The organism is Chryseobacterium scophthalmum (genome assembly GCF_900143185.1).
In the GTDB taxonomy this organism is placed as follows: domain Bacteria; phylum Bacteroidota; class Bacteroidia; order Flavobacteriales; family Weeksellaceae; genus Chryseobacterium; species Chryseobacterium scophthalmum.
The window spans coordinates 20,858-37,954 of the sequence record NZ_FSRQ01000002.1 but is presented as its reverse complement, the minus strand read 5'-3'; the positions used below and the strand labels follow the sequence as shown (position 1 = coordinate 37,954).

The 17,097-nt window shown below is 33.3% G+C and carries 12 protein-coding genes; 4 read left to right on the top strand and 8 right to left on the bottom strand.

Annotation, left to right across the window (positions count from 1 at the left end; genetic code table 11):
• Positions 1 to 91: 91 nt before the first annotated feature.
• On the top strand, positions 92 to 3,004 hold the full coding sequence (locus BUR17_RS10265) for a M16 family metallopeptidase (protein ID WP_074230306.1): 2,913 nt from the start codon (positions 92 to 94) through the stop codon (positions 3,002 to 3,004).
• Between the two features lie 63 nt (positions 3,005 to 3,067).
• Here BUR17_RS10265 and BUR17_RS10260 read toward each other — a convergent pair whose 3' ends face one another.
• The 8 genes from BUR17_RS10260 to BUR17_RS10225 form a co-directional block, all read right to left on the bottom strand.
• Complete coding sequence (locus BUR17_RS10260; RefSeq protein WP_262484509.1) at positions 3,068 to 3,514, bottom strand: GLPGLI family protein; 447 nt, start codon at positions 3,512 to 3,514, stop codon at positions 3,068 to 3,070.
• Between the two features lie 44 nt (positions 3,515 to 3,558).
• A complete protein-coding gene (locus BUR17_RS10255) occupies positions 3,559 to 3,855 on the bottom strand; it encodes a hypothetical protein (protein WP_143747566.1) in 297 nt (98 codons plus the stop codon).
• 57 nt (positions 3,856 to 3,912) lie between these two features.
• A complete protein-coding gene (locus tag BUR17_RS10250; protein ID WP_074230303.1) occupies positions 3,913 to 4,179 on the bottom strand; it encodes a hypothetical protein in 267 nt (88 codons plus the stop codon).
• A gap of 87 nt (positions 4,180 to 4,266) precedes the next feature.
• Entirely contained in the window at positions 4,267 to 4,710 is a 444-nt protein-coding gene (locus BUR17_RS10245; protein WP_074230302.1) for an ABC transporter permease, read from the bottom strand.
• Between the two features lie 33 nt (positions 4,711 to 4,743).
• Positions 4,744 to 5,175, bottom strand: a complete 432-nt coding sequence (locus BUR17_RS10240) for a hypothetical protein (protein ID WP_074230301.1) — start codon at positions 5,173 to 5,175, stop codon at positions 4,744 to 4,746.
• Positions 5,175 to 6,314, bottom strand: coding sequence for a beta-ketoacyl-ACP synthase III (locus BUR17_RS10235; RefSeq protein WP_074230300.1), 1,140 nt, complete (start codon positions 6,312 to 6,314; stop codon positions 5,175 to 5,177). Before BUR17_RS10235 ends, BUR17_RS10240 begins: the two co-directional genes overlap by 1 nt.
• Before the next feature lie 2 nt (positions 6,315 to 6,316).
• A complete protein-coding gene (locus BUR17_RS10230; protein ID WP_074230299.1) occupies positions 6,317 to 7,231 on the bottom strand; it encodes a hypothetical protein in 915 nt (304 codons plus the stop codon).
• Between the two features lie 42 nt (positions 7,232 to 7,273).
• Positions 7,274 to 10,942: an MMPL family transporter gene (locus tag BUR17_RS10225; RefSeq protein ID WP_228418695.1), complete on the bottom strand. Its 3,669-nt coding sequence runs from the start codon at positions 10,940 to 10,942 to the stop codon at positions 7,274 to 7,276.
• Positions 10,943 to 11,117: 175 nt separating this feature from the next.
• On the opposite strand from BUR17_RS10225, the gene BUR17_RS10220 reads away from it, so the two are divergent.
• The 3 genes from BUR17_RS10220 to BUR17_RS10210 all read left to right on the top strand — a co-directional run bounded on the left by BUR17_RS10220 (position 11,118) and on the right by BUR17_RS10210 (position 16,982).
• Entirely contained in the window at positions 11,118 to 12,119 is a 1,002-nt protein-coding gene (locus BUR17_RS10220; protein WP_074230297.1) for a hypothetical protein, read from the top strand.
• Between the two features lie 3 nt (positions 12,120 to 12,122).
• A complete protein-coding gene (locus BUR17_RS10215) occupies positions 12,123 to 13,262 on the top strand; it encodes an EpsG family protein (protein WP_074230296.1) in 1,140 nt (379 codons plus the stop codon).
• 276 nt (positions 13,263 to 13,538) lie between these two features.
• Positions 13,539 to 16,982 (top strand): T9SS type A sorting domain-containing protein, encoded by a 3,444-nt coding sequence (locus tag BUR17_RS10210; RefSeq protein ID WP_084550557.1) that lies wholly within the window; start codon positions 13,539 to 13,541, stop codon positions 16,980 to 16,982.
• Positions 16,983 to 17,097: the final 115 nt, after the last annotated feature.

Below are 17,097 nucleotides of genomic sequence, written 5' to 3'. Positions count from 1 at the left end.
TCAAACGTGGGTGAGGTTGTTTTATTGTGTGAACGAATTGTAACGAAACAAAATTTGTAAAGACTAATGTTATTAAAATAATTAATTTCATATGAAGAAAATTTTTATTTCTCTTTCTCTTTTTGTGATGTTGCACGCTGCTGCACAAAAATTTGAAACGCAGAAACAAACGGATGCTCAAGGCTACAGCTTCGAAACTGTGAAGAATGACCAGTCAGGAGTAAGAGTGTATACTTTGAAAAATGGTTTGAAAGTATATCTTGCTAAGAATGACGATGCACCGAGAATTCAGACTTATATTCCGGTAAGAACAGGTTCTAATAATGATCCTAGCGACAATACCGGTCTTGCTCATTACTTAGAGCATATGGTTTTCAAAGGGACTTCACATTTGGGAACTCAGGATTGGGCAAAAGAAAAAGCTATTTTAAAGCAAATTTCTGATCTTTATGAACAGCACAAAGCAGAAAAAGATCCTGAAAAGAAAAAAGCACTTTATAAAAAAATAGATGAGGTTTCTCAGGAAGCTTCAAAATATGCAATTGCCAACGAATACGACAAAGCAATTTCATCTTTAGGAGCAACAGGAACCAATGCTCATACTTGGTTGGATGAAACTGTTTATAAAAATAACATCCCTGCAAACGAGCTTGAAAAATGGCTTAAAGTAGAAAAAGAGCGTTTCTCTGAATTGGTTTTAAGACTTTTCCATACAGAATTGGAAGCGGTTTATGAAGAATTCAACAGAGCTCAAGATAACGACGGACGTTTGGTAAATTACGCATTAATGGATGCTCTTTTCCCGAAACATCCAAACGGTCAGCAAACGACAATAGGAACTTCAGAACATTTGAAGAGTCCTTCAATGGAGGCGATCCACAAATATTTTGATACCTACTATGTTCCTAATAACATGGCAGTAGTTTTGGTTGGAGATCTTGATTTCGACAAAACTATAAAATTAGTTGATCAATATTTCGGAGCATTCAAATACAAAGAATTGCCAATGAAGAAAATGGTTTCAGAAGAACCAATGACTTCTATTGTAACAAGAACTGTAAAAAGCCCATCTACACCAAGAATGACAATCGCTTGGAGAACAGATTCTAACGGAACTAAAGAGGCTAGATTGGCAACAATGGTAGGTGAAATCTTGAGCAACAACGGTGATGCAGGATTAATCGACCTTAACATTAATCAAAAACAAGCGACTTTAGGAGCGGGAGCTTATGCTTCACCTTTAAAAACATACGGTTCATTTAATATGTATGTAACTCCGAAAGATGGACAGAGTTTTGATGCTGCGAAAAAATTACTTTTTGCTCAGATTGATTTAATTAAAAAAGGAGAATTCCCGGAATGGATGCTGAAAGCTATCGTAAACGATATGAGAGTTCAGCGTATGAAAGGTTGGGAAACTGCAGATGGTTTGGCAACAACGCTTTACGGAGCTTATATTGGTGAAAGAACCTGGGAGCAGGAACTTGACGAAATTAACCAGTTTGAGAAAATTACAAAATCTGATATTGTAAAATTTGCAAATGATTTCTTTAAAGATAATTATGTTGTAATCTACAAAGAGAAAGGGGTGAATGATAAATTGGTTCGTGTAGAAAACCCAGGAATTACACCAATTAAACTGAACAGAGATGCGCAATCGCCTTTCCTTAAAGATATTTTAAGTACAAAAGTTGCAGAAATAAAACCTCAGTTTGTTGATTACAAAACTGCTATTGCGACAACTGAGATCAAAGATAAAAAGGTAAGTTTCGTGAATAATAAATACAATAAAGTTGCTCAGGTAAGTTATATTTTCCCATTCGGAACAGATAACGATAAAGAGCTTTCTTTAGGAGTAAGTGTTTTACAGTATTTAGGAACGGATAAATATACGCCAGAGCAATTAAAAGAAGAGTTCTACAAATTAGGAATTTCAAACAGCTTCAGAACGACTAATGATCAAACTTTTATTACATTAAGCGGTCTTGAAGGAAATATGAAAAAAGGGGTAGAATTGTTGGATCACTGGTTGAAAAACGTAAAAGCAGATCAGACAATTTACAACCAAACGGTAAAGACTATCCTTGAATCTAGAGATGTTGCTAAGAAAGACAAGAACAGAATTATGGCAGCGCTTTCTAACTATGCTAAATACGGGAAAGACTCCAGAATGACTGATATTATTTCTAAAGAAAGGCTTCAGAATATCAATGTAACTGAATTGATGTCGAAGATCAAGACTTTAAATAATTATCCTTACGAAGTTTTCCTTTACGGAGAAAGCCAGAAAGATCTTGAGAAAGCGGTAAAACCATTTATTGCAAACGCAACTTTACAGCCTGCAAAAGCGAAAGTATATGCAGAACCTGCAACAGGAGGAACTGTTTATTTTGCCAACTACGACATGGTACAAATGGAAATGTCTAAAATTGCAAAAGGAAGCGATGTAAATCTTGCCAACTTCGGTAAAGCCAATGTTTTCAACGAATATTTTGGTAGAGGTTTATCTTCGATCGTATTCCAGGAGATCAGAGAGAGTAAATCTTTGGCATATTCTGCTTACGTTTCTTATGCTACAGCAAATGAAAAAGACCATCCGAACTATGTAACCAATTACATCGGAACACAGTCTAATAAATTACCTTTAGCAGTAAATGCAATGAATGAATTGATGGCAGATTTCCCACAAATTCCTGCTCAGTTTGAGAATTCTAAAGGATCGGCTTTAAAGCAAATTGCATCTAACAGAATCAACAGAACAAATATTTTCTACAATCAAATGGCTCTTAAAAAACTGGGAGTTGATTACGATATCAGAAAAGATGTTTATTCTGAAATTCAGTCATTGACATTACCTCAATTGACTGGTTTCTACAATACAGAAATTAAACCATTGAGCTACAATACAGCCATTATCGGGAAAAGAGAAAACCTGAAAATGGAATCGATCAACAAAATGGGACAGTTTAAAGAAGTGACGTTAGAAGAAATCTTTGGATATTAATTTTCATTAATATAAATTGTTTTAAGTGAGGCAGAAATGCCTCATTTTTTTGTTTTACAGCCTTTATTTATAATTTATTTTGTGATTTAATTCTAATGGATTATCTTCTTCTTGAATATAATTTTGCATTACTTTGATACGTTCTGTAATGTCTACTTTGTTTCCATTAGCATCGGTCATGGTAACTTTTCTTCCGGTTTTAGAAAGTAAATCGAAGGGATCGTTGTAATATGATTTTGCTAAAGTTTCGTATTTTTTCCAGTCAATTTTCACCGTTTTTGTTCGTGTATCAAATAGATTTCCACCTTTTTTTACTTCTGTCAAATTGAAAGAATAATGATTGTCGGTGTCTTGAATCGAAATAATCAAACCGGGCAAACCGCCAAAAATATAAGGACCGTTACTAAAAGGCAATTCTGTTGTAAACCAAGCAACCCAATTTCTTCCGCCGTAATTTGTTTCGGCTTTTTGAACTTTGTATTTTCCTATTGTTTTTTGCTCGGAAGCAATTTTCCAATTTAAATTTTCATCAATTGGTAAGAGATAATCGGTTCCTAATAAGTGATGATTTTTTCTACTGTATTTTTCGATACATCTTTTTTAACATAGAATTGGTTTTCAACTCCCATTTTCATCATTCCGTTACCATTATTCAATTTTGCGGAATCAGCTTTTTTGTCTTCCACTTCTCTGAAAATGGATGTGTTACCTTCAAAATCCAAAATCATATTAATGGTATTGATATCATCTGGTTTTTGAGTATTCGATTTATATTTAGTCTCATATATAAAACTAAATTTTTGTGAAAAACCAAATACTGAAATCATAAGAAAGAATAAAAGATATTTCATTTGTGTGATTTGTTTTTATTTATTTTTCTGCTTGTTTTTTTATCCCTTTAATATGTATTACCTCCTTTTATATTTCAGCTGTATCAAAAGATAAATCTCGTTCTTTTCAAGATCGTTGCACCAGGTTCGCTCAATAACCAAGGCATTATTGTATAAACCTAAATCTTCCATGTTTTCGTAATATTCAATTCTTTCTGAAGTTTGATATTTAAAAAAAGAAATCAGATTTACCTCATCGCCAACTTGTGGTGCTACCGGGAATTCTACAGAGTTTTCGAACTCAAATTCAATGTCGTACGAATAGAATCTTACTTTTACGCTCATATAACTTTATTTTCTCAAATATATCGAGAATTTAGCCAATAAAAAAGCCAACTTCAAAGTCGGCTTCTGTATTTTGTATTGAAATTTTTATGATTCTATTTCCTGAATAAACAAACTGATTTGCGTACGAATCAGCAACTGATCATCAAGGAAAGTTTCACAGAAAATATTGCAAATGTTTTCGTATTGCGAAATCAAGGAAGCTTTAGAAATAATCTTGTCACCAACTTGAGGCAGTCCGAAAACTTCAATTTTTTTGATGTTGGTAATAAATCCTATTACTTTGGTGTTTGATTCCGGATTTTCAAAAAAGCTTTGCCCAAGAATTGATGATGAGGTTTGTGCAGAATGTTCGATTAATCCCGCTTCTACAAACTGATCATTGTGTACAAAAATATTGTCTGGAGTAATCTCAAAAGAAGTCACCACTTTTTCCGGAGTAAGCTCCAGAATATAATCTGCCATCAACATCGGACTGCGATGAGGCAAAAAATGATGAATATTGATGAGGTTTTCTTCTCTTAATTCCATTGATTCTTGGTACTTTTTCCTTGGTTCTTGTGTCTACTTTACCACCGTTTTCATTTCAGACTTCGCAATAATTTCACCGTTGATTTTTGTGATAATTTCAACCAAAGTAACGCCCATCATTTCATTGATGATTTTTACTTCTGAAGTTAATTGATCGCCGGTTTTAGGTAAAGTTTTCGCTTCAAAAGTTTTGATGGCTCCAATGTAACCTGTGGGAGCTTCTTTTCCTAAAAGATAAAATTTGTATCCGGTATGAAGTGCTACACTTTGAGCCTGATGTTCAATTAAACCTGAAGCCTGAAAAATTCCTTCGTGTACAAAAATGTTTTCTTCTTTAATGGTAAATGCTGAAACCAAATGCTCTTCAGAATATTCTGAAATACCATTGACCATCACAAAAGGAAATTTCTGCGGAATTAAACTTTCAACAAAATTTTGGTCAGATGTTGGTAAAGATATCTCCATTAGCAAACCGTTAACAATGCACAAGAGTAAGCAAATCTTCCACTTTCAGGCACACAAAGAAGTACTTTTTCGCCTTTCTTTAAATTTCCTGAATTCATTAATTGCTCAACGGCAACAAAAATAGATCCTGCGCCGATATTTCCAATTTCTGAAAGATTGTAAAACCATTTTTCCCAAGGGAAATCAAGACCAACGTTAGCAAATTCGTTCTTTAAACCTTCTTTAAAATAACCTGAAGAAATGTGCGCCAAGACGTGATCTACAGTTTCAGGATCAAGTTGGTGCTTATCAAAAGATGCTCTCAAACTTTCGGCACCTTTTACCAAAATATATTTATCTAAAATCTTGGTGTCTTGTTTTAAAGCAAAAATAGATTGGTTTAGCCATTCTTCAGCAGGGTATTCTGCCCAAGATTTTAAACTTCCGTCTTCCTGTTTTTCACAACCAGAATACATACACGCTTCAATCTCATGAGCATAAGAATAGAAATCAATCCATTCTATTTTTAGAGAAGTTTCGTTTTCTCTCGGTTTGTTTTCCAATAAAAATGCTCCGGCTCCGTCAGAAAGCATCCATCTCAAAAATTCTCTTTTGAAAGCAACGATAGGTCTTTCTTCAAGAAGTTTTAAGTTTTCAGCTTCGTGGTTGAATTTATCGGCAGTCATCCATGCAGACATTCTTTCTGAGCCTACACAGACTGCATTGTCTTTAATTCCGGCTTTAATATTTAAGAAACCATAATTTAAAGCGTTCATTCCTGAATTACAAAGTCCGGTTGAGGTATTAATTTCAACAGATTTTCCGATGTTCAGTTCACCATGCACCATTGATGCATGAGAAGGCTGAATCTGGTCTGCAGAAGTTGTTCCACACGAAAGCAATTCCATGTCTTCTTTTTTGAAATTGTCATCAAAAAGACCTTCAATTGCTTTTGCCGTAATCTGAGCATTGGTGTGCGTAGGTTTTCCGTTTTTATCTAAAGCGTAATATCTGGTTTTAATTTTATTATTTCTTAGAATCAGTGCTTTTGCTTTTGACGGTTTGTCATTTATATAGCCAAGATACGTTTCCATTTCATCATTAGAAACCGGCTCATTCGGCAAGTATGTTGAAGCTTTTGTTATAAATACGTCGTACATTTCTATTTTAAATTAATTCCTTGTAAATATTCTTTCTGTTTTTGTCTTTTCGTCCATAAAATTGGAGCAAGCAAGATATGAAAAATCAACACAATTGGTGAGATGATCCAAATTGCTGCCATCAAATATACCTTAAAGAATTTTATCAGCAATGGTCGTTTTTCTTTTTTGTTGATAATCAGATTAGACCAGATTGTAAAGATTTTATTCCCTACTTTTTCAACTCTTACCAAAAAAGGTCTGATTTCTACGGCTCCTTTTTTTACCAGTTCCGGCTGCAGATTGGCGAGATTATTATTTTCAAAATGATTTTCAATAATCTTACCGTATTTTCCGGCTCCGTTGATCTCTTCATCAGAAACTCCGGCTGCAGGAAGTATTCCTGATTTTTCTTTTTGTCCGGTTGTTAACCATCTTAGAATAGTCAAAACACTTGTGTAATTGTCTCTTCTGTCTACTAATGCAATATTACCAATCAGTTTAGCTTCAAAATTCTTTAAATATACTTTCAGTTTTTCCTGAGAAAGCATCCACATATTTCTGGTTGCTGAAATGGTAACAACTGGCGTATTCTTTAAAATATCAGCTGCAAAACCGCTTTTCAGAAATGAAATGATCGGAATTGATGGCGTAAGATACCAAACCTGATATCCGAAAAGAATTAAATCGAATTTAGTATTGAGCACTTCTTCCGGTGGTGGAAGAATTTCGCTGGGAATCTGTAAATAAGATTCGGGAAATGTATTAAAGAAAACATCACTCGGCCAGGGAAAAGGAAAATCTTTTTTGAGCTGAATGTTGTAATACGTCACTTTATATTCGTCTTTTTTATCTTCAAAAGGCTGTGCAATATTTTTTACAATATCTTCAAGCTGACCGGTCTGAGTATAGTAAAGAACAAGTATATTTTTTTGCATTAATATTTTTTATGGATTACAAAAATAAGATTTTCAATTTTATTATTCGTGCCTAAATATTTTTATTGATTCTGAAATAACAACCTCTTTATAATTAGGATTTTCAAAAGTTTGATTCTTACTATTTAATAAAATAATAGTCTCGGGTAAATCTTTGATATCATTAAGATTAAAATTATCATCAGAAATTAAAAGCAGATCAACTTTTTTATTGATTTGGCTCTGATTATCAATGTAGAAAATTTTTCGTCTCTGTACCAGATAATTGTTTTTGGCAACCAGTCTTTTTTCCTCATCATTAATTAAACTAAAAACTCTTCTTCCGGCTTGTTGCAAAGTCAGCAAAATATCTTTTTGTCCAAAATCATCAGCGATATGAAAAATCGTTGCATCATTCGGAATGTGTTTGTTCAGTTCAAAATAAACCGATTTATTTTTATTAAAATCTTCTTTTACAGGTTTTACGACTTCGTTTTCTTTATATAAAAAGCTTAAAAACAGTTTCTTTTTAAAATAATTTTCGTCTTCAATTTCATTTCTCAGTTTGGCAAACTCATCTCTGAAATAAGCATTGATCTTTTTCGTTCTTTCAGAATAATCTTTTCCAAAATTTAAATCGTTTTTATTGATTCTGTCGCCTACTTTTACCGTAATACTTCCGTCGTAGATAATAAAGTCGCCTTTTGGCTGTACTTCAGAATTCCCGTGAATGTAAAGTGGTAAAATATCCAAACCGAATTCTTCAGCCAGATAAAAAGCTCCTTTGTGAAAGCGTTTCACATCGTTGGTGTAAGACCTTTCTGCTTCAGGGAAAACAACTAATGAATAGCCTTGGTCGATTTTTTCTTTTAATTTTTCTTTTCCATTTTCGATACCTTGAGAAACTGGGAAAAAGCCCAAAGCTCTTACCAGCTTACCAAAAACTGGAGAATTCCATACCCAATCGTTGACAAGATAAACGATCTTATGTGTTGTCATTGCAATCGCCAAAGTATCGAGAAATGAGGTGTGATTGGCAATAATTACTGCTGGTTTGCTGAAATCTTCGTTCGGATTTCTTATTACAGTTTTCTTTACAAATGGGGTAAGATGCAAAACCGATTTTAAAAATAAAGCAATGGCTTTTTTAATGTTGTCTAACGTTTTTCCTTTGGCTTTTTTAATGAAGAAATGTCCGAAGAAAGAAAAAATAAGCCCACCCAAACCATAATATATAAATGAGAAGACTGAACGCAAAAATAACCTCAAAGTAATTGGTGACAATCCTTTCTTTTGTCTGTTGGTAATTAAAAACCTAAACCAAAACGGATATAAAGTGGAGGTGATCACAATCACCGAAAACATACCAATTAAAGCAACCAAAGCTAAAGAATGTAAAGCGGGGTGTTTTGCAAAAATCAACGAACCGATGGATAAAATAGTTGTGAAAACTGCCAAAATAATAGAGGTTCTGTAAGTCGGAAGTTCATTTTTCCCGTTTGTATGCTCTTTTTGCATTGCTTTCGTCAGGAAAATACTGAAATCATCGCCCACACCGAAAACCAAAGTACAGACAACAGTGCTGAAAATATTTAATTCCAGCCCTAAAAAATAAAGAATTCCCGCGGTAACGACTCCTGTTAAAACAATAGGAAACATTGTTAAAAGCGACAATTCAAAATTTCTGAAGAAAACAATTATTGTTAAAACAATCGCTAAAAGAGAATAATTAATCAGTGTATTAAAATCTCGTTTCAATAAACCTAAAAAGTTTTCATTCATCTGTTGACGGTCGATTGCTAAAGCTTCGTGGCTTTTTTCGACATCTTTAATGAATGCATCTCTGTTTTTCTCATTCACTTTTACAACATTCGAAACAGTATAAAATCCTTTTTCATTGCTTAGGAATTCTGAGATTTGGAGTGCTTTTACTTTTTCATAATCTTTTAAACTTAAAGTAGAATAAGATTTATTTAAGTTTTCATTAAACTGATCAAATGCGGAAGCATTGAAACCAAATTTATTTCCGTTTTCAACTAATTCAGAAATCGTCTGGTCTTTTTTATTTTTGTTCCAGAATTGATTCCATTGGTCTACTTTTTTCTGCTGGTCTTTTTCTGAGAGAACAACGTTTCCAATCGAATTGTAGCTTAAAATTTTTCCATCTTGCTTTTCTTTTTCTAAAAACTGACTCAGTTTAGAATTTCTTGTTAAAGCTTCACTTTCAGAATCTCCATAAGAAATAGTGTAAATCGATTTTGAAGTGATGTCAGACAGTTTTTCAAGCTTGGCTTCACTTATTTTTAAATCTTTTGGAATATAATTTAAGTCGCCAATATCTTCATTAAAACCAACGTGCCTGAAACCGAAAAGACAGGCAATGATAATCAGAGAGCAACCGATAATTAAAGGTTTGTTCTTTTCGTAAGGATAACTTCCTATTTTATCGATAAAATTGGTGTTGGTTTTCTCATTATCTGCTTTCGGGTGATACAATTGCGGAACGATAATTAACGCTGCAAAAGAAGATAGGAAAACCGTAATCGAAGCAAAAAGACCGAGATCTTTCAACGCTTCAGAGCGAACGAAAACCAGACATAAAAAAGAAACTGCTGTCGTTGCGCTGCTCAGAATAATAGGTTGTGTAATTTCTTTATAAAGCTCTTCAATATTATTATTGTGCTTGTAATGCGTGAGAATGTGAAGCGCGTAATCAATGGTGATTCCGATGAGAATCGCACCAACACTGAGCGAAATTGCCGAGATTTTATCTTTAATAAAATATAAAATCATCAGTGAAATGAAAACGGCAAAAACGGTTGGTAGAAATACAATTAATGGCGTAAAGAAATTTCTGAAATAATAAATTAGTAAAATCAAAAGAACCGTCATCGAAATAATCACCGTGTTCTGAATGTCTTTTTTGATTTGTTGCGCATTGGCAACAGCAATTACGGGCGAACCAAAATAACTGATCTCAGTTTTTCCGCTAAAAGTTTTGTTGATTTCGTCTTTAATTTCGTTTAATTGATTGACGAAAACTTCGTTGTTTTTGGTATCGTCGCTTTTGTTTTTAGGATCGATGAAAAGCAAAAGATTTTTGCCGTCTTTGGTGACGATGTAATTGTCTTCAAGCTTGAAATCTTTGCTGATATTGAGCGCATTCAGTTTTTTGATTCCTAAAAAAGTAATTCCTAAAGGATCTTTTTTGATGAAATCTTTAGTCACTAAGCTTGTAGGTGAAACCAGCGAAACATAATTATTCTCAACCTGTTTGGCAATGCTGTCTTTGCTGAGCTTTCTTTCGATCTCTGCGTAATCTTTTTCGTTTAAAAACAAAGGAAGATTCTGGTTGACAAAATCGAAAGTCTCCGAAATTTCATTGTCATTTACTTTTCCCTGAACTGAGCCGATGTATTTTTTTAAAGGTTCAATTTTATTTAAAAAAGTATCGGCAGTTTCTGAAAGCTGAAAATTGTCGTCTTTTGATTTTTTTTCAACGATGACGATAATCTTGTCTGAAAAATTGAGTTGCGTGAGAACTTTTGCCGTAAGATCAGATTTTTCGTTTTTCGGAATAATCTGATTGATATCTTCCTCAAAATTAATTTTCGAAGCAAAAAAACCACAAACCAATAAGATTCCCAATGCTGCAGCAATAGAAATAAGTCGGTTTTTAGAAATAAAATAATATAAATGGATGAAAAAACGATGCATGGTTTCTTGAATCAAGTTTGCAAATTTAAATTTTTAAGTAGTAGTTCAAAACAATTATTTGATAAGTTTTAACTGAAAATCAATAAAATATTTAATGTAAAATGAAAAAAACTTATACTTTTGTAAAAGTTCCCTTATTGCCAGATTATATTTGGCAGTAAATTATTCTTAAAAGACGCAATTGTTTTGTATGTTGAAAACATTTGATGAAAAATTATCCGGATTTCTGTTTGTAGTAATTTTACCGTTTCTGCTGTTCTTCATGTCGTATTATGGGTTCGAGTCTTCTTATACTCATTTTAAAACTTCTGAAAGACCACCGGATTTCTTGTTTTCTTCGGTCTATTCGTACCGAATAATCCCTAATTATCTGAGCATTTATATGACAGATTTTATAGAATATTGTATCAATAATCTTTTGCCTTTTAAAAATCTTCTCATTAAAAATGGAACTCCGTTTTATCACGGTCTTTTTTTGATGAATACCTTCTTTTTTATTTTGTGTTCTGGAATTATTAATGCGGTTTTAAAATTTAAATCGGTTGATCTTTTTTCGAATGTGATGGGGAGAAGAATTGTTCATCTTTTGATGATTTTCTTTATTGTCATGACTCAATATACTCCTTCAAACTGCGATACAATTGCTTTGTTTTGCTATTTAGTTGGAATTGTTTTGACTTTAAAATATCTTCATACCGGTAAAAACGTGTTTTTTTATATGTTGATCATTCTCATTGCGGTATCAACTCTTGTGAGGGAAACTGCATGTCTTAATATTGCTTTTTTTGCTTCAGTTTTTTTCAACATAGAAGAAATAAAGCGGAAAAATTTTCAATTTATTTGGAAAGTGATTCCTTTACTTTTATCTTTCCTGATTCCATATTTAGGTTTAAGAATATTTTTGAGCCACGAAGAAACGTCTTTTATGGAAGGCGTGTATGTTGTTGCTAATTTTACAAGTCCTTTCAATCTTGCCGGATTGCTGTTTTCGATGATTGCACTTTATTTTATGTATCAACTTTGCGCAGGTAGCGAAAACAGACTGGTTTTAAAAAAGTATGTATTCTTTTCAATGCCTTATATTGTAATGATTACTTTGGTTGGGCTTTTTTGGGAAGTAAGATTATTTTTACCACTTATTCTCACAGGCGCATTGGTGGCGTGTCATGATTTAAAAAAATTATATAATTAAACGATGAGTTTACTGCACCCTTATTATCTGATTGCTATTGTTTACATGCTGTTTTTTAGCGTTCAGGAAGTCTTTGGAAATAAGGTTGAAAAAAAATGGTTTTGGTTTTTAGGAATCTATTTAATGATTGTTGCGGGACTTCGTGAGAATGTGGGACCAGATTATGGAAGTTATGTAATGATTTATGTGTATGCAGATACCAAAGAATATATCAATATACTTCTAAAAGCATTACATATTCACGGGTCTCAAAATGTTGATTTAGAATGGCTTTTTGCATTGATTAATAAAGTATTGCTCAATGTGTTTAACGCACCGTTTTATGTTCTTACGTTGATTATTGCTATTTGCGCCGTATTTTTTAAAGTAGAATATACTGACGATAATACTTTCTATCCCTTTACTTTCACTTTGTTTATGTTTATTCCGGGCTTTTTTATTGGGGAAAGCGGACAGATAAGACAGAATCTGGGGACTTTTATTGTGTATTTTGCTTTACGTTATATTAAAGAAAGAAAGCTTATTCATTATCTTTTCTGGATTTTCATTGCTTCAGGTATTCATAATGTTTGTTACCTTTTTTTACCCATGTATTGGCTGGTTCGTGTTCCTTTAAACAGATATTGGATGCTGATTTTAATTATCGGTTCAATTATCGCTTCACCATTTGAGATTTACAGAGTATTCGGAGATTTTCTGACGGGTGTCACCTCAGACAGTATGCTTGTCGAAGGTTTCAACGGATACATGAACCAATCTGCAGAAAGATTGAATGGAGGTATTGGTATTCCGGAGGCGATGATGGCAATTCTTACATTTTTCTTGTTTACGTTTGATGATAAAATGATGGAAAAATTCCCTTATTATGAATATCATAAGGTTTACGCCGTGATGGGAATATGTATGTATTTTATTTTTAGAAACAATAGTATATTTTCTTCCAGATTGGCAGGTGCTTTTATAGGTTTTGCCTATATCATTATTCCCAATACGATGTATGTAGTTTCGTCAAATACCAAAAAGACGATTTACGCTTTTATTATCGCTTTATTCTTATTCAATTTTATTGTTTTTGCAAGCTTTCAAAACATTGTAAGAGGTAGATTTACCTCAGAACTTTACAAAAATTATCTGCTACCTTAAGTTTTATTCTATTTAAAACAACTTCTGATTTTCAGTTTTAAACTATTTTAAATTTTCATTAATCTTAATGAAAGTTAATTCGGACTTATGTATATAATGAGTCTAATATTGTACTTTTGTGCGCGAAATAATTTGGAATGAAATTTTCATACATATGTGAATATGTTTATTGATTATACATAATAAATGTTTTATATATTTTTATTTAGTTAATATTTTTATTTTATGTTGTGTTTGTGTGAATTTTATTTTTAGATTGCGGGATCAAATTATAATATGAATAAAAAATACTTTTACAGTGTTGCGGCAGCATTCTGTTTCTTTTCTGTTGATGCTCAAAATTTAGAATCAAAAAATACTTTTTGTAAATCAGAACATTCAGCATTGATAAAAAAAACAGATACTTTAGGTAGTAAGTTTCCCGATAAAAGTAACGGAAACACCGAGAGAGTCGCTGCAAAAGATTGGATGAAGGCTCCGAATAGTTATATTTTCGAACCTTCACAAGCGAACGACGGAATTTATATTCCTGTGAAAAAGGCTTATGCCATGTGGTCTGGCTATAAATTTTTAGGTTATTCTGGTATTCCGGACGGAAATATTACAGCAGATGTTCTTTGGGAAGATAATCATGGTCTGATCAAGTCGGGATTGGATTACAGCCTGGAAATCGAGGGTTCTGGAGAAAGTGCTAAAATAAAAGTACCTGTAAATAAATCAAAAGAAGGCAATGCGGTTGTCGTTTTTAGAGTAAATGGAGAAATTTTTTGGTCCTGGCATATTTGGGTTACCGAAGACCCTACCAATGGATCAACCTACAAAAGTTTTGCAGGCGTTAAAAGAGAAAAAAGCGACGGTACGGTAGAAGTAATTCCTGATGCAGAATGGAAATGGATGGATAGAAACCTAGGTGCTTTAAGTAACTCAATTACTGCGGATGATTGGAATAAAAATGGAGGTCTGTTATATCAATGGGGAAGAAAAGATCCTATTCCTGCTTTGGTTTATAGAGGGAATGATTTTTATGAGGTTTCTGGTTCTATTGGAAGAGTGCGTCATAGAGGAGCAAAAAACTTTACTGGTGCTGTTAATTTTGATGACCTTAGAAAATTCGTCTTATTATCTAATGCAACTGTAGATAATAATATGAAGCTTTCTGTAAAAAATCCGTTAAGTCTTATTTATGTAAATAAAGATGATAATTCGGGCCCTGCTTATTACAATAACAACGCAAATCTTATGATTAATTGGTTTGGAAGAACTGTAGCTTTGACAGATAGTAGACTCACTGAGCTCAATTTATGGTCAGATAATGCCAAAGGTAGACTCAATACAGATTATACAAGTGATGCAAGCAGCGCTCCGTATAGAAATAAATCTTCATTTGACCCTTGCCCGAACGGATGGCGAATTCCTTCAATGCTTGTTGCTAATTTAGCTTCCGGTGGATATGTTGATAATATAAGGGTAGATTTTTCTCCATTTGGAACAAGAACAAATATCGGGAAGAATGCCTTCGAATCTAATGGATATCATATCATAAAACCAAATGATAATAATGTTCCAGCTTTCATGACGGGATTTAAAGTATTTCCTAACGTTGGTTTTAATTTATCAAATGTTGGAGGAAATAGTATGGGTATGTTTCCCGGAACTGGGCATGTTATTATCAATACTCAGGGAGGGCAATATACAGACCAGCATCATGTAGGTTTGTGGACTTCAACGATGACACGATTTTATGATACAACTCCGGCTGTAAGCTCACGTATGCTATTTATGCTTCCAGATAAATATCAGGGAGATACTCCAGATTCGGCAAACCCGACCATTAAAGGCAGATATTGGTATATGCCATTATCAACTGCCAAAACTTCGGATGCTAATGCTTGTAGATGTATTAAAGATCCGTTATTTCAGCTTAATGATTATGATTTTCCTACAGAATATATAAACCCAATTTCTGAATATACAGTTGGGTTAGATAATCCAAACACATATCAGGTTGTAAAGTCTACAGTGTCTTCAACTGTTGAAATCCCTGTAGCTAAAGCATTTTCTGTTCAGAGTCAATTGCTGAATAATCCAGATATTTTAAACACTTCCAGCTTTAATGATCTGAAGGTTAATGTTCTCTGGACAACTAACACAGATTTAATTAATTCAGTAAATATTATAAATCCTTCACCGGGATCATTGACGGATTTATCAAATTCTAAAATTGCGGTTAATTTAGGCGCTAATCAAAGCGGAAATGCTGTGGTTACTTTACATAACGGAAGTATTACAAATCCTGTTTACTGGTCATGGCATATTTGGGTAACAGATACAGCGATAGAATCTAATATTTATGCAACTGAAACTCCTAATGCAGTAGCGACTAATTATGTAAATTATGTTCCTAAAGGTGATGTTTTAAAAACAGAATTTATGGATCGGAATCTTGGTGCAGTCGATGCTTTTCCGGTTGTTGCTAATCCTCTAGCTCCCACAGTTCAGGAATATTTAAAAATTAAAGCTTCTACAGGATTGCAATATCAATGGGGAAGAAAAGATCCAATTCCTTCATTTCAATATGCTGACAGAACTTCTTATGATATATTTTTAGGAAACACGAATTCAACTGGAGCGATTGCTTATACTACACTTAATGCGGCTTCATACAACAACACGTCAGGAAATTATATTATTCCTTACAATACATATACAGATGCATCCAATGCAAATATTTTAGCAAGTGATAAAGTAAACGAAAAAGTAGCGAAAGTGCTTTCTTACTCAGTAGAAAACCCTTTGGTTTATATGATTCCAAGTTCTTTTGCTCCTTATAATGGTGCGGTTCCGAATTATACTAATGGTACAGACTGGCTTTTAAATGAGCCGAATGTTGCCAATGACCGATGGGGAAGAGGTGGTAAAAAATCGCCTTTCGATCCTTGTCCTGAAGGATGGAGAATTCCAGATCTCACAGATGTGGCAATTGTTACCAATAGAGATTTTGGTCTTTCGCCTTGGTATAAAAAAGATAAAAAAGTGGCAACAAGTTATAGCTTGACCGCTGATTATTTGGGAGTACCCGTAAAAAATTCTGCTAATGCAAGTATTGGTTTTGTTTTCAATAATCCGGCTTATGCTGTAGGAAATTATCCTAATTCTGGGTCGCGTGGTTTTAGAAGTGTGTTGGCAAATCAAACTCCCGTTGGAACTTATGGAGTAAATAATTTTCAATATCCCGGTGTTTGGACGGCTGCTTTAAACTCAAATTATATTGGCAGACCAATTAATATTTTATTTGATACGGCTTCTGCAGCGAATCGTTTTATTGCTTTCCATGATAATAATGATCCTTATTTTGGGATGAATTGCCGATGTGTTAAAGTAAAATACAATCAAAACGGAGACGAAGAAGGTGCTATTCCGGCAATTCCTGTAACACCAGGTTCTGCTGTACGAGCTTCAAATGTTTTCAGCAAAGATGAGATTTCTGAAAAGATAAAAGAAAACAAGATTACTCTTTTCCCAAATCCGGTACAAGATCGATTGTATATTAAGGCAACTGAAGATAAAGATTATTATTTTCAAATTTACAATACGGCAGGTCAAATGGTAAAATCAGGAAAGTTTGAAAACAATTTTACCAATGTCTCTGGCTTGGTAGGAGGGATTTACTTGGTAAGAATTAATAATTCTGAAACAGTAGTTAAAATTATAAAAAAATAACTGCATAAGGCTTAAAGAATTTAAAAACAACTCAATTCTTTAAGCCTATGTTATTTAAAATATCAAATACCCTAAACGATTTTGTCTATTTTATTAAAAGAAGAGCTTTTCTCAG